21 protein-coding genes are annotated in these 17,765 nt (G+C 57.8%); 9 read left to right on the top strand and 12 right to left on the bottom strand.

The window, feature by feature from the left end:
- Positions 1-15: 15 nt before the first annotated feature.
- The 9 genes from ACVW0B_RS05080 to ACVW0B_RS05040 all read right to left on the bottom strand — a co-directional run bounded on the left by ACVW0B_RS05080 (position 16) and on the right by ACVW0B_RS05040 (position 6,570).
- On the bottom strand, positions 16-276 hold the full coding sequence (locus ACVW0B_RS05080; protein WP_011432810.1) for a glutaredoxin family protein: 261 nt from the start codon (positions 274-276) through the stop codon (positions 16-18).
- Between the two features lie 9 nt (positions 277-285).
- Positions 286-1,113 carry a carbon-nitrogen hydrolase family protein gene (locus ACVW0B_RS05075; RefSeq protein WP_011432809.1) on the bottom strand — a complete coding sequence of 276 codons (828 nt, stop codon included), beginning with the start codon at positions 1,111-1,113 and terminating at the stop codon, positions 286-288.
- 40 nt (positions 1,114-1,153) lie between these two features.
- Entirely contained in the window at positions 1,154-1,375 is a 222-nt protein-coding gene (locus ACVW0B_RS05070; protein ID WP_414329235.1) for a DUF2839 domain-containing protein, read from the bottom strand.
- Positions 1,376-1,524: 149 nt separating this feature from the next.
- Positions 1,525-2,280, bottom strand: a complete 756-nt coding sequence (locus tag ACVW0B_RS05065) for an anti-sigma factor domain-containing protein (RefSeq protein ID WP_457491109.1) — start codon at positions 2,278-2,280, stop codon at positions 1,525-1,527.
- Positions 2,277-2,858, bottom strand: coding sequence for a sigma-70 family RNA polymerase sigma factor (locus ACVW0B_RS05060; protein ID WP_457385903.1), 582 nt, complete (start codon positions 2,856-2,858; stop codon positions 2,277-2,279). Before ACVW0B_RS05060 ends, ACVW0B_RS05065 begins: the two co-directional genes overlap by 4 nt.
- Positions 2,859-3,413: 555 nt before the next feature.
- Entirely contained in the window at positions 3,414-4,127 is a 714-nt protein-coding gene (locus ACVW0B_RS05055) for a DUF4394 domain-containing protein (protein ID WP_457491108.1), read from the bottom strand.
- A 341-nt stretch (positions 4,128-4,468) separates the two neighbouring features.
- Complete coding sequence (locus tag ACVW0B_RS05050; protein WP_414349888.1) at positions 4,469-5,251, bottom strand: ABC transporter permease; 783 nt, start codon at positions 5,249-5,251, stop codon at positions 4,469-4,471.
- A 17-nt stretch (positions 5,252-5,268) separates the two neighbouring features.
- Positions 5,269-6,012: a class I SAM-dependent methyltransferase gene (locus ACVW0B_RS05045; protein WP_457403382.1), complete on the bottom strand. Its 744-nt coding sequence runs from the start codon at positions 6,010-6,012 to the stop codon at positions 5,269-5,271.
- A 30-nt stretch (positions 6,013-6,042) separates the two neighbouring features.
- On the bottom strand, positions 6,043-6,570 hold the full coding sequence (locus tag ACVW0B_RS05040) for an FHA domain-containing protein (protein ID WP_011432802.1): 528 nt from the start codon (positions 6,568-6,570) through the stop codon (positions 6,043-6,045).
- 391 nt (positions 6,571-6,961) lie between these two features.
- Here ACVW0B_RS05040 and ACVW0B_RS05035 point away from each other — a divergent pair, with 391 nt between their 5' ends.
- From ACVW0B_RS05035 to ACVW0B_RS05015, 5 genes are all read left to right on the top strand, one after another.
- Positions 6,962-7,606, top strand: coding sequence for a DUF3038 domain-containing protein (locus ACVW0B_RS05035; protein ID WP_414341745.1), 645 nt, complete (start codon positions 6,962-6,964; stop codon positions 7,604-7,606).
- A gap of 61 nt (positions 7,607-7,667) precedes the next feature.
- Complete coding sequence (locus ACVW0B_RS05030) at positions 7,668-8,615, top strand: DUF4335 domain-containing protein (RefSeq protein WP_457491107.1); 948 nt, start codon at positions 7,668-7,670, stop codon at positions 8,613-8,615.
- A 449-nt stretch (positions 8,616-9,064) separates the two neighbouring features.
- A complete protein-coding gene (locus ACVW0B_RS05025; protein ID WP_457491106.1) occupies positions 9,065-10,102 on the top strand; it encodes a CobW family GTP-binding protein in 1,038 nt (345 codons plus the stop codon).
- 91 nt (positions 10,103-10,193) lie between these two features.
- Complete coding sequence (locus ACVW0B_RS05020; RefSeq protein ID WP_414329244.1) at positions 10,194-10,520, top strand: hypothetical protein; 327 nt, start codon at positions 10,194-10,196, stop codon at positions 10,518-10,520.
- A gap of 2 nt (positions 10,521-10,522) precedes the next feature.
- Positions 10,523-10,744, top strand: coding sequence for a hypothetical protein (locus ACVW0B_RS05015; RefSeq protein ID WP_011432797.1), 222 nt, complete (start codon positions 10,523-10,525; stop codon positions 10,742-10,744).
- Positions 10,745-10,789: 45 nt separating this feature from the next.
- Here ACVW0B_RS05015 and guaA read toward each other — a convergent pair whose 3' ends face one another.
- Positions 10,790-12,340, bottom strand: coding sequence for a glutamine-hydrolyzing GMP synthase (gene guaA, locus ACVW0B_RS05010; protein ID WP_414331898.1), 1,551 nt, complete (start codon positions 12,338-12,340; stop codon positions 10,790-10,792).
- Positions 12,341-12,760: 420 nt separating this feature from the next.
- Here guaA and ACVW0B_RS05005 point away from each other — a divergent pair, with 420 nt between their 5' ends.
- From ACVW0B_RS05005 to ACVW0B_RS04995, 3 genes are all read left to right on the top strand, one after another.
- On the top strand, positions 12,761-13,750 hold the full coding sequence (locus ACVW0B_RS05005; protein WP_457384376.1) for a hypothetical protein: 990 nt from the start codon (positions 12,761-12,763) through the stop codon (positions 13,748-13,750).
- Positions 13,747-14,529: a 16S rRNA (guanine(527)-N(7))-methyltransferase RsmG gene (rsmG, locus tag ACVW0B_RS05000; protein ID WP_414341738.1), complete on the top strand. Its 783-nt coding sequence runs from the start codon at positions 13,747-13,749 to the stop codon at positions 14,527-14,529. The genes ACVW0B_RS05005 and rsmG overlap by 4 nt, the downstream gene beginning before the upstream one ends.
- 196 nt (positions 14,530-14,725) lie before the next feature.
- Complete coding sequence (locus ACVW0B_RS04995; RefSeq protein ID WP_011432793.1) at positions 14,726-15,010, top strand: RNA recognition motif domain-containing protein; 285 nt, start codon at positions 14,726-14,728, stop codon at positions 15,008-15,010.
- A gap of 68 nt (positions 15,011-15,078) precedes the next feature.
- Here the strand turns inward: ACVW0B_RS04995 and ACVW0B_RS04990 are convergent, their stop codons facing one another.
- Together ACVW0B_RS04990 and ACVW0B_RS04985 are read right to left on the bottom strand one after the other, a co-directional pair.
- Positions 15,079-15,912 (bottom strand): metal ABC transporter permease, encoded by an 834-nt coding sequence (locus ACVW0B_RS04990; protein WP_011432792.1) that lies wholly within the window; start codon positions 15,910-15,912, stop codon positions 15,079-15,081.
- A 24-nt stretch (positions 15,913-15,936) separates the two neighbouring features.
- Positions 15,937-16,698 carry a metal ABC transporter ATP-binding protein gene (locus ACVW0B_RS04985; RefSeq protein ID WP_457491105.1) on the bottom strand — a complete coding sequence of 254 codons (762 nt, stop codon included), beginning with the start codon at positions 16,696-16,698 and terminating at the stop codon, positions 15,937-15,939.
- A 63-nt stretch (positions 16,699-16,761) separates the two neighbouring features.
- On the opposite strand from ACVW0B_RS04985, the gene ACVW0B_RS04980 reads away from it, so the two are divergent.
- Positions 16,762-17,700 carry a metal ABC transporter solute-binding protein, Zn/Mn family gene (locus ACVW0B_RS04980; RefSeq protein ID WP_457491104.1) on the top strand — a complete coding sequence of 313 codons (939 nt, stop codon included), beginning with the start codon at positions 16,762-16,764 and terminating at the stop codon, positions 17,698-17,700.
- Positions 17,701-17,765: the final 65 nt, after the last annotated feature.

Below are 17,765 nucleotides of genomic sequence, written 5' to 3'. Positions count from 1 at the left end.
AGCAGCAGGAGAAATTCAACGGAGCTGTTTCTCAAGCCAAGCCCGCAACTGGCTCACCGTCAGCCGAGGGGAAGGACGTGGCAAAGGTCGCTCGGGATCCCCTGCCAGGGTGAGCACGGGAACTTCCAGTTGGTATTGCTCCCACCAACTCGGGTTGGAGGTGATGTCGCGGACTTCCAGATCACGGATTTCGGGGATCTGCCGCAACTTCTCCACCAAGCTCTCGCAGAGGTGGCAGCCGGGTTTGCTGTAGAGAATCAGGGGGGGCCAAGGCACAGCGGATCCCTAGCGGGTGACGGTGCAGGCCAGCCGACGGTGTTGTAGGGAAGGCATCTGCCGCCTGACCAACTGGAAACGCTCTGGGTTAATTTCAGCAATGGCCACCCCCGGTTTTTCGCCACCCGCATCCGCCAGGATAGTCCCCCAGGGGTCCACGATCATGGCATGGCCGTGACACTGTCGCCGCTCGTAGTGGGTGCCCACCTGGGCGGGGGCTATCACGTAACAGGTGTTCTCAATGGCCCGGCATTGCAGCAAAACCTGCCAGTGATCCCGACCCGTGTAGGCCGTGAAGGCAGCAGGGATGAGCAAAATCTGGGCTCCGCGATCCACCAGGGATCGGTACAGCTCTGGAAAGCGTACGTCGTAGCAGACCGACAAACCGAGGTTCCCCAGTTGCTCTTGCTCGCAGGTGACCACCTCATCTCCGCTGACCACCGTGTTCGACTCGCGGTAGGTATTGCCGTCGGGCAGATTGACATCGAACAGGTGGATTTTGCGATAGCGGGCCAGCTCTTTGCCGTCAGGGCTGTAGAGGGCAGCGGTATTGTAAACTTTGCCCTGCCCGTCCGGCACAGGATACCCTCCTCCCAAAATAAATACTTGGTAACGCTGGGCCATCTTGGCCAAAAACTCCTCCGCCCGCTCCGCAATCTCAGGAGCAAGGCGGGCTTTCTCGGCTTCCGGCCCCATGAAGGCAAAGTTTTCTGGTAGCGTCACCAGCTCGCATCCCTGGCGCACTGCAAAGTCGATCCACTCTTCCGCCTGCTGCAAGTTGCTGGCCAGATCGGGAATGCTGGTCATTTGAATGGCGGCTGCCAGATAAGAGCGCATAGACGGAAACTCCAAAGGATGCTAAAGGGGATCCGGCCGGCTAGCCGACCAGATGCCACCAGCCGAAGGCAGGCCCTACAAATCGGATCACCACCCAAATGATGGCCAGGAGAATGATGCCTGCCCAAGCGCCACGGGTTGTCCAATTGTAGATGGCGCGAGCTTGCCCTTTGGTGAGGGGAATGTCTTTGAGGTTGGGAAACACCAGCTCTTGGTCGGGATCTTGGCTGATGCGGGTTTTACGGCGCTTTGCTTCGCCCATGGGGTAGCCTCCGAGTTCTTCGCCGGGTGGCGACTTTTATCTTAAGGTTTTCTGTCTGGGTCACAAGACTGGGTGGATATCAATCTGCATAATAATCGCCTATTTACGCCATCAGGCCACGCCAATCCATGGGCCTGCCGATGCTTTCCCTAGCCGGAAATCCACAAAGGGGATCCCTGGTGCTCTTGGGGACGATTGCCATCCTCTTCGGTAATGGCCACAGCCCGCACCCATTCTGTAGATTCAAACACCGGCGGTAGGCGCAGCTCCTGTTGGCGATTTCCTGTTTCATCCACCGGAAAAGCTGCCACGAGAACGGCCCCCGCTCTATCGGTGGTAAAGGGCGCCTCCGGTTCCAGCACCACCCACAGGGCATAGACCCGGCCTTCCGGCAAAGGCGGCAACCCTTGGGCCACCAATCGCCCTTGCAGGCGCTGGGGATCCACCTCAAGCTTGACCGAGCCGGCCAGGTTCTCCGCAGTCGGCTGCAATTCATAGGTCAACACCTCGCCAGGGATCCCTTGCGTCTGGGCTAGCTGCAGCCTGCGCCACAGGTAGAGGTTCCCCAGCCCCAAAGCGACGATCAAGCCTGCGGCCACCGCCCCCAAGCCCCGTTGCCAGAGACGGGATCCCTTGGCAACCCAGGTGGGGGTGTGCATCGGTTGGGCTGCCTGCTCCGCATGTGCCTGCAACAGAGAAGCCCGCAGGGCGGGGGGAGGTTGCTTTTCCTCCACGCCGTAGGCTGTCTCCAACGCCCGTTGCAACGCTTGCAGTTCTCGGTGCAGCTCCGGGCGCAGCTTGAGCAATGCCTCCAGACGGTCGGCCTCTTCCGGGGAGAGATCCCCCAGCACGTAGCCCGCCAGCCACAGTTGCAGTTCTTCGGGAGACACAGATTCGGCTTTCATGAGGGGCCTCCCAACAACTCGCGCAGCCGCAGCAGAGCCCGCCGAGCTCTGGCTTTGACCGTTCCCAAAGGCAGATCCAGTTGCTTGGCAATTTCCGTTTGGCTCATGCCTTCGTAATAGGCCATCTTTAAGACTTGCCGTTGACTTTCGGACAACTCGGCCAAAGCCGTTTGCACCTCGGCCACCCGTTCCGCTTGGGCCAACTGCTCCAAGGTGGGATCCGCAGCAGGACTACCCTGCAATTCCACTCTGCCCTGTTCCAGGGAGCGCTGTCGATTCCGCCAAGAGCGCAGCCGATCCAAACAGCGAGAGCGAGCCAAGATGCTCAGGTAGGTGCGCAGGGATCCCCGTCTGGGATCAAAGGAGGAACGAGCCAAGTTCAAAAAAATATCCTGGGTGAGATCTTCGGCTTCGGCAGTACTGCCCAGCATTTTGCAGGCAATTCCGTACACCAAGCCGGCATGTCGGTCGTAGAGAATGGCCAGAGCTTGTGACCGGCCTGCTTTTAGGGCTGCAAACACCTCTGCATCGGTTTTTTCCTGCAGGGATCCCTCAGCTTTGTCACCCTCGATCTTCATGAGTGGGAAGAGCATGCCTCTAACCCCCAAAACCCTGAACTTTGCTGAATTTACTGAGCTTTAGGCGGTTTGGCAAAAGTCATTGAGAGGGATATAGTAGACCAAGTTTCCCCCTGATCCTTGAGTCCACCGCAACGGTTGCCGGGAAGTGAAGGGGGAAAGCGCTCGGGGGGTATTCCTCAGGGCTTTGCGGGATACCGCCTTCCTGCTCAGAGATAGGCAGGATGCGATCGCTTCTTTCCTGAACCATGTTCAGGAGAGTTCAGCGTGAATGTATCAGGAAACGGGATGGAAAAGAGAAAGAAACTGCAGAGGCACAAGCATCGCCCAGAGTAATCCAACCAGGGCAGCGGCTCTCATAATTTATCGTCTGCATAGGCGGAGGTCAACCCTGACTTGTGGGGAAATAGAAGGCCCAATCCTGAGCTGGGATCGGGCCACGCAAGGGATCAACTGCGGCAATGATTTCAAAAAGTTGATCCAAACCCATGAATTCAAAATGTTGATTAACGCTGATGAATCTTGATTTAGATAGGCAAATAGGAATCGGCCTTCCTAGAGGGCAGCCAAGCCAAAGAACGGCCCACCCGGCAGGGTGCCCAGGAATGTGGCCCGACCGGTGTTGAGGTCAATTCGATACAAGGTGGAGCCGCCGATGGCAAAGCCGGTATCCACTCCATCAGCAGTACGGATGTCAAACCCACCCATAGGGCCGAAGTTCACCCCCAGGGGGCCAATGGGCACCTGAACCCCATCGTTGGGGGGATTCTGCAACACCAGCAGGTTCCGTTGCCCGTCGATGTTCAGCAGCCGCGTGGATTGGGCACCCGCCACATTGTTAGTGTAGGCGGCGGCGGTGATGGCCGGCTGGGATCCCTGTAGTTCCATTGGGCCAAAGGCCAAAGGTCTATCTTGGATCACTTCGCCCGTATCCACATTGATGCGGAAGTTCTGGCCATTGGCTCCCACCAAGCGCAGCCGATCCGGAACAGGGTTGAAATCCATGCCAGAAAGCGTGCCCGCGGTGAAGGGAACCGACAGAGTGCTGGCCACGGTAGCGACACCGGTCTGCAAGTTGATGGTGTAAAGGATGCTGGTGTCGGTCAGCCCGTAGAGCAGCCGGTTGGCAGGGCGCACATCGATACCAATGAGGTTGCCGTTCACTCCTGTTACCGTCAGGGATCCCTGCACAAAGGCATCGGCGGAGCGGATAAAGGTGAGGCGGTTGCCGCTGCTCAAAGCCACCAAATCCGCTTGGGAAGGCATCATCGAAGACGAAGTGCTGCTGCCGCAGCCCAAGAGAGCAAAACTGCCGGCTATCACAGATGCTGCTACAAAGCTTGTGTGTTTGTGCATTGAACAGGCTCCTCAAAAGATCGACAAACCATCAAAACCACTGACAGACAAGCCCCCCTAAACCACAGAGCCTGTGGCTGCAAAGCGCTGCAGTGAAAACTTTTTTGCCCTCAACCCAGAGAACTCTGCGATTCCCTCTGCTTTGTACTGAAGGCAGTTGTTCTCCGCGATGTCAGCGCGTGGGGCGCGTCTGTAGAAATTACTCAACTCCTGGAAACTCGGATGCGTGGGATCCAAGCTTTTTGGCCCAGACTTTAACTGGAAGCGCTGGTGTAGAAGCGCAGGGCAAAGCGCCAGAAGAGATGAGATCCCCACAACAGCCCTGCCGCCAGCAGAGCGGATCCCAGCAGCCACGGCCATTGGGCTCGCCCCAGCAGGGTCTCTGCCGGGATGGTGGTCAGGAAAGCCACCGGCACGACGAAGGTGAAAAACACGCGGTAGGCCACCGGATAGGCCACTATCGGAAATCGTCCTGCCTCTACCAAGCCCCGTAACACCTCGGTCACGTTGTAGATTTTGACAAACCAAATGCTGGTGGCTCCCAACATAAACCAGAGGCTGTAGAGGATGATCAGCCCCAGCAGCAGAGGCAGCAGCCCCAGAGCATAGGCCCAAGCAGGCAAATGGAGCTGGATCCCGGCGTAGAGAATCAGCAACAGACCAAAGCCGATATCCACCAGGCCCCAGGGGGAAAACACCCTGGCCGACAGCCAAAACTGGCTGCTTATTGGCTTTAGCAAAACAAAATCCAAGGTGCCTTCCTGCACCTGCTGCACAATGCGATTGAGGTTGACGTTAAAGAGACTGGCCGACACCCCCTGCAGAATGGTGAACACCCCCAACACGATGAGGGCTTCCGGCCAACTCCAACCGCCCAGCCGGTGCCCCTGCTGGTAAAACAACGACAGCCCAAACAGAGCGGATCCCAAGCCACCCAGACTGCTGAGGCTGGCAAAGAAAAAATTGGCACGGTACTCCATTTCTGCCGCGATTGAGGTGCTCCAAAACAGCCACAATATCCGCAAATAGCGCAGCACCTTGGTTTTCTCCAATCTCAGCTTTTATCCCACTTGCGGTAACAGCGGGCGGTAATGAAATAGGGGTGAAACACCTCCAAAAAACAGCTTTGCAGCACCTGAAAGAATTGCTCTACCTTTTGCGGGTCGTCCAGGTGAAAAGGAAACTCGCCGTTAAACCCCTTGAAAAAGTACCAGTTGATCAAAAGCTTACCTGACGGCTTGAGCCAGTCGTAAAACTGCCGCAACTGCGCTGCCGGATCCGCCAGATGTTCCACCACATCGAAGCAGATGACCGTGTCAAAAAAGATCTCTTCTGGGAAGTTTTCTGGACAGTGGATGCGCTCAGTTAAGCCCAGCTTTTCCGCCCGCCATTGCACAAACTGCCGATGGATGGGGTTGATATCCCAGAAGATCACCTGATCCACCGCTGCGCAGAGGGCCGCCCCGATAGCATGGGTGCCGATGCCGCCGCCAAAATCCAACACCAACCCGCGGGCATGATCCGCCACCAGGCGTAAGGTATCGCCGATGTAGTCGGTGCTGCTCAGGTGCCAAGCCGCCAAATCCAGCAGATAGGCGGATCTCACCTGATCCCGATAAAACGCATCTGCCCGATCCCAGCCAAAGTCTCGCCGGCCCAACTCCGCCAATTGCTGCTGCCCTGCCCGCAGTTTCTCCCGCAGATCGGCAGCCCCAAGGCCCAGGAAGGATCCCAGATGGGCTTCTAGGTCAAAGGCATTTTGCCAGTAGCCGCTCAGAGCAGGTGGGATGGGGAGCACAGGAGGATTCAGAAGACTGGTTGGGTTGGCTTAGGCAACAGTGAAATCCTCTTCCTCTGGCTGAGCCAGGTTTTCCGGGTTCGGCTCCGTGTCTTTATTAAAATCAAAGGTGGATGGGGATGTAGAGCTAGCAGCATCCAGAGGCTGCAATAACTTGGCTAGGGTTTCCGGGCTGAGTCGATCCGTTGTCTCCACAATTGCCGTTACGTTCGGCCCAAACCTTATCTTATCTAGGAGCTGAAGGCGATGGGACAAAACCCGTTTTCCGTTGACGAATAGGCCATTGGTGCTGGGCCTGGATCCCGGACTGCCATCGAATACCATGTAGCTGTACTGCAGGGATCCCTGTGCAGTTGGCCCTGAACCTGGGATGCGGATGAGGGAAGCGTGTTTCCGAGAGACGCAGGGATCGTAAAGGCGAATATGATTGTCTTTAGACCGTCCCACTGAGTAATAGATACTATCCAGAACAACCCCCCTCTGCCCCAATCGATCCCTGAAGATCAAGACCCAGTGAACAGGGACAGGCTGAGTACTGCAGCGAGCAGAAGAGGCCATGATGAATCAAGCTGCACCTAGAGTCGCTGGTGTCAACAAAAGGGAAACTCAATAAAGGTGGGTAGTCACTTAGCTCTTAAAGGCCAAAGCAGCAGCTGCTTTCCCCATTATAAGTAGCCATCCCCCTGAGTCCAAAAGCCCAAGTTCAGCTAGGAGTAGGGGTGTTGCCGAAACAGAAACCGGCCCAGAAAACCCATTCTTATTGGTCTAAGATGCATCCAGAGTTACCCCGTTTTGGGGAAGAACCCTGAGAGCTCAACTCTCGGCAGGCTGGCGAGCAGTCTAGCATGCCCAAAGTCTTTTAGACTAGAGCGCAGGGAGGTAGGTTGCAGGTTTGGCTTGGACAGGAGATCATAGAGTTTCGTCGAAACCCAAAGCTCCCATTGACAGCGTGACGGTGGAACACAAGCACATTCAGTTAGACAGTCGGCCCGTTGGCCTGAACACAGCCACCGGTACCATCAAAGCCCAGTTGGACTTGCTACTGCTGGGGTTGGAGTCCCTGAGCGGAGAAAGTTCCGAAGCGGTTCTGGCCGCAGCCAAAGCCCTCAACTTGGAAGAGCAGATTGGCGACCGGGTGACCCTCTGGCGACTGCGCAATGCTAACCCCTTGCGCCGCAGCAGCGGTGGGCGCAAAAAGGTCGATATCGAAGAGGCCCGCGCCCTGGTGATGGTGATTGCCTATCTGGCTGCTCAGCAACAAGCCCGTATCCGCAGCACCTTGGAGCAACTGGAAGCCGCTGTCGATCAAGAGCTCAGCCCCTTCCGTCAACCGCTGGTGGGGGATTACTTGGACGAATTTCTCTCCCACTACCGCAGCCGCATGGTGGATGGGGACGTGCGCGATGAGAATAGCCTCACCGAGCTGGCCCTGCGCATCTTGATTGAGCTGATGTTCTACAGTAGCCCGAAAGGCGCTCAGCGCCTGTGGAAAGCCTTGCTCAGCCGTCCTGAGATGGATTTGCCTGCCGGCAGCGATCTGGAAGAAGAGGGGGTAGCCCACAGCTCCGGCCCCGATACCTCACCCTCTTCTTGAGGCAGTTTTGTCAATTATCGCCTCTGTAGCCCTCTACCCGTGTTGTTCGCCCGCAGTTGCCATGCCCAACCTTACCCTGGTTAGCCACACCTATCAACAGCCCACTTCTACGCTGACTGTACGGGGAGAAGCCCCTGCCGATTCCAATTCTTCAGACTCCTCTGCAACGCCGCCGCTGCAAGCCATCCAGCGCAGCTTCGAGTGTCAGTTGGAAATCCGCCAGGGGGAGACAGTCAAAACTTTACACGGCGATAACGTTTGGCTCAACGATTTGATCACCGTAATCGACCGCTACGTGGGATCCCACTTGAGTGGGGAACCCAAGGGAACCTTCAGCGGTACCGTGGCCATCCGTCCGCTTGATTTTATTTTTCATCGTCTCACGGTGCGCCAAGGGGAAGATCGCATCGCGCAGGTGGATTTGTCGATGACGCAGTTGTACGACCTGCTGGAGAACCTCTCCCAGGTGGCCGACGATATTCCCCAACTGGCCAGTCTGGGAACTCCGGTGGCGCGGGCTTGGTATCGACAGCCCACTGGGATCGCGGCCCTGCTGGTGGGAGGGATCGCAGTTGTGGCCGGTGTTGGGATCTGGGCCAGTCGCCCCCCTAGGGATCCCGCAGCTTCCCCTTCCCCGCAAGAGCAGCTCACCATCCCTGCCTTGACGGGTCAATCGCAGCCTTTGGTCACATCCCCTCAAGAATCTGACCCAACAGCGGGAAGAGAGGCAGCAGGGGCGGATCCCCTTTCCCGTCTGCGAGACATTTTGGCAGAGCAGTGGCAGTCTCCCCCCGATTGGCCAGAGAGCTTGGTCTATCGAGTAACTGTAGATGAGACGGGATCCCCCCTGGCCGCCGAGCCGGAGAATGAGCTTGCCCGAGAGCGCCGAGCCGAAACCCCATTTGCCGACCTGCCGGAGCTACCGCCGGATCCCTTGCCAACAGGCGCACAACAGTTCCGCGTCAGCCTAGAGCCGGGCAACCAGGTGGAAGTGACTCAGGACAGGTAGGCATCCCGACAGGCCAAGCTAGGGTGGCTCTGTACTGTGGTCTACCCAGAGACATTGTTTCTGGAGCTTTCAGAGGATTATAGTTGTTTCAGGTTAGGGTGAGACGCCTGGGCTACTGAGGAAAGCTTTCTGGTTCCGTGCATTATTGCTCTGCAACGCTGACGCGACGACGCGGCCAGCGTTTTAGGTGTTGGGTGCAGTGTCCTAGTTTGCATTGAAATGACCATACTTTCAGGGCCGGGGGATTAGAGGAAGCGATCTGACCCTGGAGGATTAAGCCGGAAAGAGAGAGACCATCCAGTTCAGACAGCCAAGGCTGCCGCCAATGCCGAGGCGCAAAGGCTCTACTGATCGCATCTGAAGGGTTTAATCGGCTTCAGACAGCTAGGGCAATGAGGACAAGAGGATAAAGTGGAAGAGTTCCCTCTATATCGGATCGCTGCCATTCCATGACTGCAACCATCGAAGTGCCCCAGCGCGGCTTACCTGTCACCATCATCACAGGCTTTTTGGGCAGTGGAAAAACCACCCTTCTCAACCACATCCTCAACAACCGGAAAGGGATGCGCACAGCGGTGCTGGTCAACGAGTTCGGCGAGATCAGCATCGATGCGGAGCTGATCGTCTCCAGCGAAGAAGACTTGGTGGAGCTGAACAACGGCTGCATCTGCTGCACCATCCGAGATGACATCGCCGAAAGCGTGTTGCGGTTGATGGAACGTTCCGACAAGATCGACTACCTGGTGGTGGAGACTACGGGATTGGCGGATCCCTTGCCGGTTGCCCTCACCTTTTTGGGGCCAGAATTGCGAGATCTGACGCGGCTAGACTCGATTATCACCCTGGTAGATGCCACCAACTTTGCCCCCGATCTGTTCAACAGCGACGTGGCCTACAGCCAAATTGCCTATGGGGATGTGATTCTCCTCAACAAAATCGATTTGGTCGAGGAAGCCGAGATCGAGCGTCTGGAAAAACGCATCCGCGAGATCAAAGAAGATGCCCGCATTTTGCGCACCGTCAACAGCGCAGTTCCCCTGGAGCTAATCTTGGATACCGATTTGTTTCAGGCCAGTTCCTTGCCCCAAGAAGAAGCCCATGATCACGACAGTCACGACCACCATGACCATGAGCACGATCATGACCACCACCACTCCCATCACAGCCACATCGAGGCCGACGGCTTTAACTCCCTAGCCTTTGAGAGCGATCAGCCCTTCTCTTTGGATGCTTTCCAAAATTTTCTCAACGAGTTGCCCGATGCAGTCTTTCGTGCCAAAGGGGTGTTGTGGTTCGAGGAAAGCCCAGAGCGACATATCTTTCACCTCAGCGGTCGGCGCTATACCCTCAGCAGCGATGAGTGGCCTCGCCAGCCCAAAAACCAGTTGGTGCTCATCGGTCAGCGCCTCGATACAGCCCGGTTGCGGGAAAAACTCCAAGCCTGTCTTGCCCGCCCGGCCACGCGGGGTCAAGGGTTTGGTCGCTGAATCAGGACTTGGCGGCAGTCCAGGCTAAAGAAAGTCGGGCTACATTCCAGCACCCTCGATCATAAACCCCTGAGGTGATGGCGCACCCTCCATGTCCGACATCTTCGTGATGATCCGCAACCAGGCCAACAACGCGCTCACCTCCATCGATGGGATCCCTTTTCTCAGTTTCCTGGAGCGAGAGGGGCAGTTGATTGCAGAAGAAACCATTGAGTTGATCTATGCGGACGCTGGATTTGATGACCTGCCAATTGGAGAATACACTGTGGGGGTACGGCATGAACGGGTGGAACCCCCGAAAGCCACCTGCCCGGTAAGCATTACCTCTGAGGACGAGGTTGTTTTGGTAACATTTGTTTACCTTGAGCCCGAGCGGGTTCTGCTGACTATTCACGTCTCTGTGGAGAAGAGGTTGTAGCCATGACTGTCAAGGTCATCCCATCGCGCTCGATCAAAGCCTTTCGCTATCGGGTGTTTTGTTTGGGACAGGATCTCTGGAATGCCCGGGATCCGATTAGCCGTGCCAACCTTGCTCTGCAACTGGCGGATGCCGCTACGACTTTGGCCCGAATGGAAGTCCAAGCCGCTCAGCCCTTCAGCTCAAGCCCTTCCTATTCCCTGCCGGAAGCTGGCCATAGGTAGCCATCGATCCAGCCGGGAATCGAGGCCAGACGCAAGGGATCCCGCCTACTCCCACTCGATGGTGCCAGGGGGCTTGGAGGTGATGTCGTAAACCACGCGGTTGATGCCGGGCACCTCGTTGACGATGCGGTTGGAAATGGTGGCCAAGAGATCGTAGGGAACTCGCGCCCAATCGGCGGTCATACCGTCTTCGCTGGTAACCAGCCGCACCACCACCGGGCAGGCATAGGTGCGCTTATCCCCCATCACCCCCACCGACCGCACCTCTGGCAGCAGCACGGCAAAGGCTTGCCAAAGTTTGGGATAGTAGCCGGAGCGGTTGATCTCCTGCCGCACGATCATGTCCGCTTCTCGCAGGGTTTCCAGCCGTTCTTTGGTAACCTCGCCTACAATGCGGATGGCCAGCCCCGGCCCCGGAAAAGGATGGCGGCCCACAATCTCTTCCGGCAGACCCAAAGAGCGGGCCAGTTGCCGCACCTCGTCTTTGAAGAGCTTGCGCAAAGGCTCTACCAGCTTAAAGCGCAGATTTTCGGGCAGGCCGCCGACATTGTGATGGCTTTTGATCTTGACGGCAATGCGTTCTCCAGTAACCGGATCCACATGGGTATTGGCAGACTCGATCACGTCTGGGTAGAGAGTGCCTTGGGCTAAGTACTCAAAAGGACCCAGCCGCTGGGATTCTTCCTCAAACACGCGAATAAACTCTGCCCCAATTCGTTTGCGTTTTTCTTCGGGATCGGTAACCCCCTGCAACTGCCGGAGAAACCGCTCCTGGCCATCCACGTAGTGGACGGGAATGTGAAATTGCTCTTGGAAAAGGCGCAGCAGCCGCTGGGGCTCTTCCTTGCGCATAAACCCTTGGTCGATGAACACGCAGGTGAGCTGGTCGCCGATGGCCTTGTGCAGCAGAAAAGCCAAAGTAGAGCTGTCTACCCCCCCCGAGAGGGCCAACAGCACCTTCTTATTGCCCACACGGGCACGTACCTCTCGAATGGCTTCCTCCAGAAAAGCTGCCGTTGTCCAGGTGGGCTCGCAACCGCAGATGTGATAGACAAAGTTGCGGATGAGAAAGGCGCCAGCCTCTGAGTGGGCCACCTCCGGATGAAATTGCACCCCGTAGAGACGACGCCTTGGATCGGCAATGGCGGCACAGGGGGTGTTGTCGGTAGAGGCCAAGGTGTGAAAGCCCGGCGGCAGTTCGGTAACCGAATCCCCGTGGCTCATCCACATGATGCTGTTTTCCGGCAGGTTGGTGAGCAGGTCGGTGGGATCCAAAATGTGCAGGGCGGCACGGCCATATTCCCCCTTCTGGGCTGCTTCCACCTTGCCCCCCAACTGCTGCACCATGAGTTGCATGCCGTAGCACACCCCCAGAACCGGGATCCCTAGGTTCCAAATCTCGGGGTCACACACCGGAGCGGCTGGCTCATACACCGAGTTGGGGCCCCCGGAGAGGATAATGCCCTGCGGTTGCAGTTGCCGCAGTTGCTCAGCAGTGGTGCGATAGGAAAGGATTTCCGAATAGACGTGGGTTTCGCGAATGCGGCGGGCAATCAGCTCAGAGTACTGGGATCCAAAATCGAGAATGACGATCATCTGGCGCTGCACTTCGAGGGGGGAAAGGCCGGAACTGGGAGGAGATGCAGAAGGGATCACAAAACCTGGCACAGTGCACAATAAAAAAGCCGGTCCAAGAGACTAGCTTGGCTATGGATACGATGGATACGAAAGAAACATTAAGGGCTCTTCCATGGTAACAGGGGTGGAGAGCTTGCACGCGGCTGCCTGCTCTAAAAAGCCTCTGTCAGGCTTGCCGAGAAAACAGCGCTTCTCGGAGGAGTCTCGCCGAAAAACCGCCTGATGAGCCCCTGAAAAAGCTGGCCACCGGCTGGGCATGACTCCCGCCAACAACGCAATACAGAAGCCAGATGACCTAGCAAAGTTAAGACTTATGATCGTGAAGGAGCGCTCCAGGCCGGTGGGGGTATTGGTAGGGATCCGCAGTGCCATTTTTTTATGTCGATTGTTGCCGAGTCCTTTCAAACCTATCTGCGCCGCCGCCGTCGTCTTCTAGCCCGCCGTCTCAAGCGACAGCAGGGCTGGGTCGTGGTTTTGGCTCTGCTGGCTTTGTACTTGCTCAGTTGGGATGCGCTGGGCGAAGATGGGTCACTATCGCACCTGTGGAGGGGACAACCCCTGTGGCTGGTGTTGATCCCGCTGTTGGGGGGAGGGCTGTACAGCTTGGGCGCCGGGGTGATCTGGATGCTGCGCCAGCGCTGGTCTGCCCAGCTGTTGGCCGAGATGATCAGCTTGCCCCATTTGACTTTGGCTGCCCTGATCTGGCTGGGGTTAGCCGTTTGGGGAGAGCACCTTTCGCCTTTCCTGTTGCGACAAAAAAACCAATTGTTGGCGGGCCTGTTCGTCAGTTGGCTGCTGGCTCAGGGGTGGAGTTTTTTCCAGACAGGTTGGGTAGTAGAGGCTGGGCAACTGTGGGCCGACTACCTGCAGGAGCTGCGCGGTTCTGTATTACAGCCCTGCTACCAGCGCCTGGAAGCCTGTCGTCGCTCGCTTCATCTTTACCACGCCATTTGGCAAGACCTGCAACTGGAAGAACTGGAGGCCCAGCACCTGATTCAACTGTTGTCTGAGTCGTTGCTGCCGCTGACCCTGCCGCTCAAGGTCTATGCTCAGCGGGTTCACCATTGCTGTCAGCAGTTGGCAGCCCTGCTGGCGCAAATGCAGGAGCGGGTAGAGCGGTTGGAGCAGGTGCTTTTGAATGTAGAGCTGGAGTTGGCCTCTCATCAGTTGCTTCAGGCTCAGCCGCAGCCGATCAACTTGCTGGCGGAAGATTGGGCCAGCTGTCAGGAGCTGGATTTGCAGGAGTTGGTTTGCTTAAACCAAGAGCTGCTGGGCACCGACCGTTCTTTGCAGGGCTTGACCCAAGAGCTGAAAGGCTGGGCCGACAGAGCCATCCCTGCCGGATTGAAACTGGGATCCCTGGGATGAAGAAGGCTGACGCTTCTTCCTCTGAGCCCCCACAGCTCAAGACGCTGTGGGAAAGCTGGCTGGCGGAGCTGGGTTGGCAGCCTTCTGAACAGCAGCAGCAACAACTGCAACAGCTCTATCCGCTGGTGATGGCCGGAAACCGAACCCAGAACCTGACCCGCATCACCGATCCCATCGACTTTTGGGAGAAACACCTGTGGGATTCGCTGCGGGGCCTACGCCTGCTGGGATCCTGGGAGGCAATCCAAGCTCAACCCTGGCGGGGGATCGACATCGGCACCGGGGCAGGGTTTCCAGGGATCCCGGCCCAAATTGCCCTGCCCCAAACCCGCTTTACCCTGCTGGACAGCACCCAACGCAAGATTGCCTTTGTACAGGACACCTTGCAAAGGCTCTCCCTCACCCAAGCGCGGGCAGTGGCTCAGCGGGCCGAAATTTGGGGGCAAGACCCGCAGGAACGGGGCAGCTATGATATTGCTCTGGCCAGGGCCCTGGCCTCGGCGGAGACCTGCGCCGAGTATTGCCTGCCTCTGCTCAAGGTGGGGGGACGCGCCATCCTCTATCGCGGCCATTGGACCGAGGCAGAAGCCCAAACTTTGGAGCAGGCCCTTGAGCTCCTGGGCGGAAAACTGATCCATGTAGAAGCCTTCACCACACCCCGCAGCCGTGGGGTGCGCCACTGCCTACTGCTGGAGAAAGTAGCCCCCACGCCGCCTCCTTATCCCCGCTCTCCCGGCACTCCCAAACGCCAACCGTTGGGCCAAAGCAATCGCCCATGAAGGTTAGGATCCTGAGTTTCCATCTTGCTACAAAATCTTCTCCCAATTCTCGGACAAAAAGCTGCAAGGATAGCTTTGCAAATGCCATTGGGAAGACTAAGATGTGGTTGGCATGAGGTTCGGATTGAGCGAATGGTTTAACCAGGTGAGCCTCCGAACTGAACGCTAAAGGGTAAGGTTCGGAGTGTGCTACGCCATGACCATTTTTGTAGGTAATTTGTCCTTCAAGGCCAGCGAAGAAGATCTGCGGCTTGTGTTTGCCGAATACGGCACCGTTAAGCAAATTAAGCTGCCGGTGGATCGGGAGACTGGCCGTAAACGGGGCTTTGCCTTTGTGGAGCTGGAAAACGAAGCTGATGAGCAAAAAGCCATCGACGAGCTGGACGGTGCTACTTGGATGGGCCGGGATCTGAGGGTCAACAAGGCGTTGCCTCGGCAGACCAGCGCAGGCGGTCGGGATGGCCGCTCTTCCCGCTTTTGAGTTAACATGCATCTACCCTTTCTCAGATGAGGTTTGAGCCAGGGATCCCGACCTGCGATCCCTGGTTTCTAGCGCGTTCCTGAGAACACTCTGCCCAGAAAGGCCAGGCTAAACCAGGCGGAGGCCACCAGGACGATGGCCGGGCCGGAGGCCACATTGAGGTAGTAGCTGGCGTACATCCCCAGCAGGCTGGCGCTCACCCCAAATAGGGATCCCAGCAGCATCACCTGGTGCAATCGAGGCACCACCAGATAGGCGGTTGCCGCTGGCGTGATCAGCATGGCCAACACTAAGAGCACGCCCACTGCCTTCATGCTGGCCACCAACGTCAGGGAAGTGAGCACCATCAGCCCCCACCCCAGCCGCTCGGTGGGCAGGCCGGCTGCTTTGGCCCCCAAGGGATCGAAGCTGTAAAAGGTCAATTCCTTGAAGAAGAGGGCCACTAACCCCAACACCAAAAGGGTGATGCCCACCACTGTCAGCACATCGACAGCATTCACCCCCAGGAGGTTGCCGAAGAGGAAGTGGTTGAGATCGATGCGAGCCCGCCGTTGGATCAAAGTGATCAACAGGATCCCCAAGGCAAAAAAGGCCGAAAAGACGATCCCCATGGCTGCATCCGGCTTGAGGGGGCTGGCGGAGCGGATCCATTGAATTAAGAGGGCGCTGAGGAGACCGGCCACAAAGGCTCCCACAAACAGGTTGAGGCCCAGCATGTAGGCAATGGCCAGGCCCGGCAGCAGCGAATGGCTGATGGCATCCCCCAGGAGGGCCAAGCTTTGCACCAGCAGATAGCTGCCCACCACGGCACAGAGAATGCCGACGGCCACCGCCACCAGCAGAGCCCGTTGCATGAAGGCAAAACTCAAGGGATCCGCCAGGCTGTGCCAGAGCCATTCCATAACGTTGTTGACCTCAAACTCTCCCTAGGCAGCTGAGTCCAGCAGCAGGGCTCGGCCATAGGCCCGCTGCAACACCGCTGGCTGCAACACCTCCCGCGGGGATCCCTGGGCAATTAAGACACGGTTGAGGAGGAGCACTTCGTCGAAGTAGGCCCGGGCCTGCCCCAAATCGTGGTGCACTACCATCACGATGTGGCCGGCATCTGCCAGCTCCCGCATCACCTGGAACAAAATAGCCTCACTGGGCTGATCGATCCCGGCAAAGGGTTCGTCAAGGGCGTAGATCTCCGCTTCTTGCGCCAAGGCCCGCGCCAGGAACACCCGCTGCTGTTGTCCCCCCGACAGCTTTCCAATGGGGCGATCCCGGTAGGCCCCCATCCCCACCCGCTCCAGGGCTTGAGCAGCCCGCTGCTGCCCCTTTTTCCCGATGCGGCGAAACCAGCCAGCAGCTCTCACCTGCCCCATCAACACCACATCCCACACCGTGGCGGGAAACGACCAGTCGATGGCCGAGCGCTGGGGTACATAGGCCACTTGCTCTCCCCGCAGCGCTTGTCCGCCGTAGCGCACTTCCCCCCGTTCCAGCGGCACCAACCCCAACAGCCCCTTGAGAAAGGTGCTTTTGCCGGCCCCGTTGGGCCCGAGGATGCCCGTGACGCGGCCCGGCGCGATTTCAGCTTGGATCCCTTGCAGCACCTGCAGGCTGCCGTAACGCACCGTCAGATCCCGCACCACCAGGGATCCCCTGGCCGGACCAAGAGGGAGAGGAGCAGATTGCTTTTTCATTTTGCTTTCATTTTCGAGTAAGTCCAGTGTACCCTAAAGGGGTACCTAAATCATGAAACGATAATGAAAAGTCCTGTCTTCCTTTGGGGGCGGCGCCGTTGGGTAGCGGCCTTCGGCTTGGCGATCAGCAGTTTTCTGGCCCTAGCCGGTTCGGGTTGGGCGCGTCCCCGCGTTGTGGCCACCACCACACTGATCGCCGATTGGGTGGAGCAGGTGGGCCAAGATCGCATCCAGCTCACCAGCCTGCTGCAGCCGGGAATGGATCCCCATGTCTACGAGCCAACGCCGGCGGATGGGGTGGCCCTAGAGCAGGCAGACTTGGTGTTCTGGAATGGCTACAACCTGGAGCCGGGGTTGATGCGTCTCATCGAAGCCACGGCCCAAGGAGCGCGGCGGGTTGCCTTGGCCGAGATCCTCGATCCCATCGTCACCAATGAGGAGGATGGGATCCCCACTCCCGACCCCCACGTGTGGGGCAATGTGGAAAACGTCATCCGCATGGTGGAGCGCATCGCCCAAGAGCTGGCGGAACAGGTGCCTGGCGAGGCGACCTTCTTCCAAACCAATGCTGCTGCCTATCGAGCAGAGCTGGAGGAGCTTCATGCCTGGATTGGGGAGCAAATTCAGACCATCCCCCCTCCCAACCGGGTTTTGGTGACCACTCACGATGCCTTTGCCTACTACACCCAAGCCTACGGCCTGAAAATGGGGGGATCCCTGCTGGGGATCAGCACCGAAGAACAGCCCAGCGCCCAGACAGTGGCCCGCTTAGTGGAGGAGATCCGCGCTCTGCGGGTGCCGGCTATCTTTGCTGAGACCACCCTCAACCCCGCTCTCCTCCAAACGGTGGCCACCGAAGCCGGGGTCAAGGTAGCCGAACAGAAACTGTACTCGGACTCTTTGGGGGAGCCAGGCAGCGGCGCCGAAACTTACGTTGCCATGATGCGCCACAACACCTGCACGATTGTGGTAGCCCTGGGCGGATCCCCTGAATGCTCCTGAGAAGCTGAGTCGAGGCAGGAGGTCTGAGTTTTGTATGATAGGGGCTCAGACCCTTGTTCTCTCAC

This window comes from Thermostichus sp. MS-CIW-23, assembly GCF_054059455.1.
This window is presented reverse-complemented; position numbering and strand designations above follow the sequence as displayed.

Bases quoted from the DNA above. Each gene is read 5' to 3' on its own strand.
- ACVW0B_RS05075 (WP_011432809.1), bottom strand. From the start codon at position 1,113: ATGCGCTCTTATCTGGCAGCCGCCATTCAAATGACCAGCATTCCCGAT.
- ACVW0B_RS05070 (WP_414329235.1), bottom strand. From the start codon at position 1,375: ATGGGCGAAGCAAAGCGCCGTAAAACCCGCATCAGCCAAGATCCCGAC.
- ACVW0B_RS05065 (WP_457491109.1), bottom strand. From the start codon at position 2,280: ATGAAAGCCGAATCTGTGTCTCCCGAAGAACTGCAACTGTGGCTGGCG.
- ACVW0B_RS05060 (WP_457385903.1), bottom strand. From the start codon at position 2,858: ATGAAGATCGAGGGTGACAAAGCTGAGGGATCCCTGCAGGAAAAAACC.
- ACVW0B_RS05055 (WP_457491108.1), bottom strand. From the start codon at position 4,127: ATGATGCCTTCCCAAGCGGATTTGGTGGCTTTGAGCAGCGGCAACCGC.
- ACVW0B_RS05040 (WP_011432802.1), bottom strand. From the start codon at position 6,570: ATGGCCTCTTCTGCTCGCTGCAGTACTCAGCCTGTCCCTGTTCACTGG.
- ACVW0B_RS05030 (WP_457491107.1), top strand. From the start codon at position 7,668: ATGCCCAACCTTACCCTGGTTAGCCACACCTATCAACAGCCCACTTCT.
- ACVW0B_RS05025 (WP_457491106.1), top strand. From the start codon at position 9,065: ATGACTGCAACCATCGAAGTGCCCCAGCGCGGCTTACCTGTCACCATC.
- ACVW0B_RS05020 (WP_414329244.1), top strand. From the start codon at position 10,194: ATGTCCGACATCTTCGTGATGATCCGCAACCAGGCCAACAACGCGCTC.
- ACVW0B_RS05015 (WP_011432797.1), top strand. From the start codon at position 10,523: ATGACTGTCAAGGTCATCCCATCGCGCTCGATCAAAGCCTTTCGCTAT.
- guaA (WP_414331898.1), bottom strand. From the start codon at position 12,340: ATGATCGTCATTCTCGATTTTGGATCCCAGTACTCTGAGCTGATTGCC.
- ACVW0B_RS05005 (WP_457384376.1), top strand. From the start codon at position 12,761: ATGTCGATTGTTGCCGAGTCCTTTCAAACCTATCTGCGCCGCCGCCGT.
- rsmG (WP_414341738.1), top strand. From the start codon at position 13,747: ATGAAGAAGGCTGACGCTTCTTCCTCTGAGCCCCCACAGCTCAAGACG.
- ACVW0B_RS04995 (WP_011432793.1), top strand. From the start codon at position 14,726: ATGACCATTTTTGTAGGTAATTTGTCCTTCAAGGCCAGCGAAGAAGAT.
- ACVW0B_RS04990 (WP_011432792.1), bottom strand. From the start codon at position 15,912: ATGGAATGGCTCTGGCACAGCCTGGCGGATCCCTTGAGTTTTGCCTTC.
- ACVW0B_RS04985 (WP_457491105.1), bottom strand. From the start codon at position 16,698: ATGAAAAAGCAATCTGCTCCTCTCCCTCTTGGTCCGGCCAGGGGATCC.
- ACVW0B_RS04980 (WP_457491104.1), top strand. From the start codon at position 16,762: ATGAAAAGTCCTGTCTTCCTTTGGGGGCGGCGCCGTTGGGTAGCGGCC.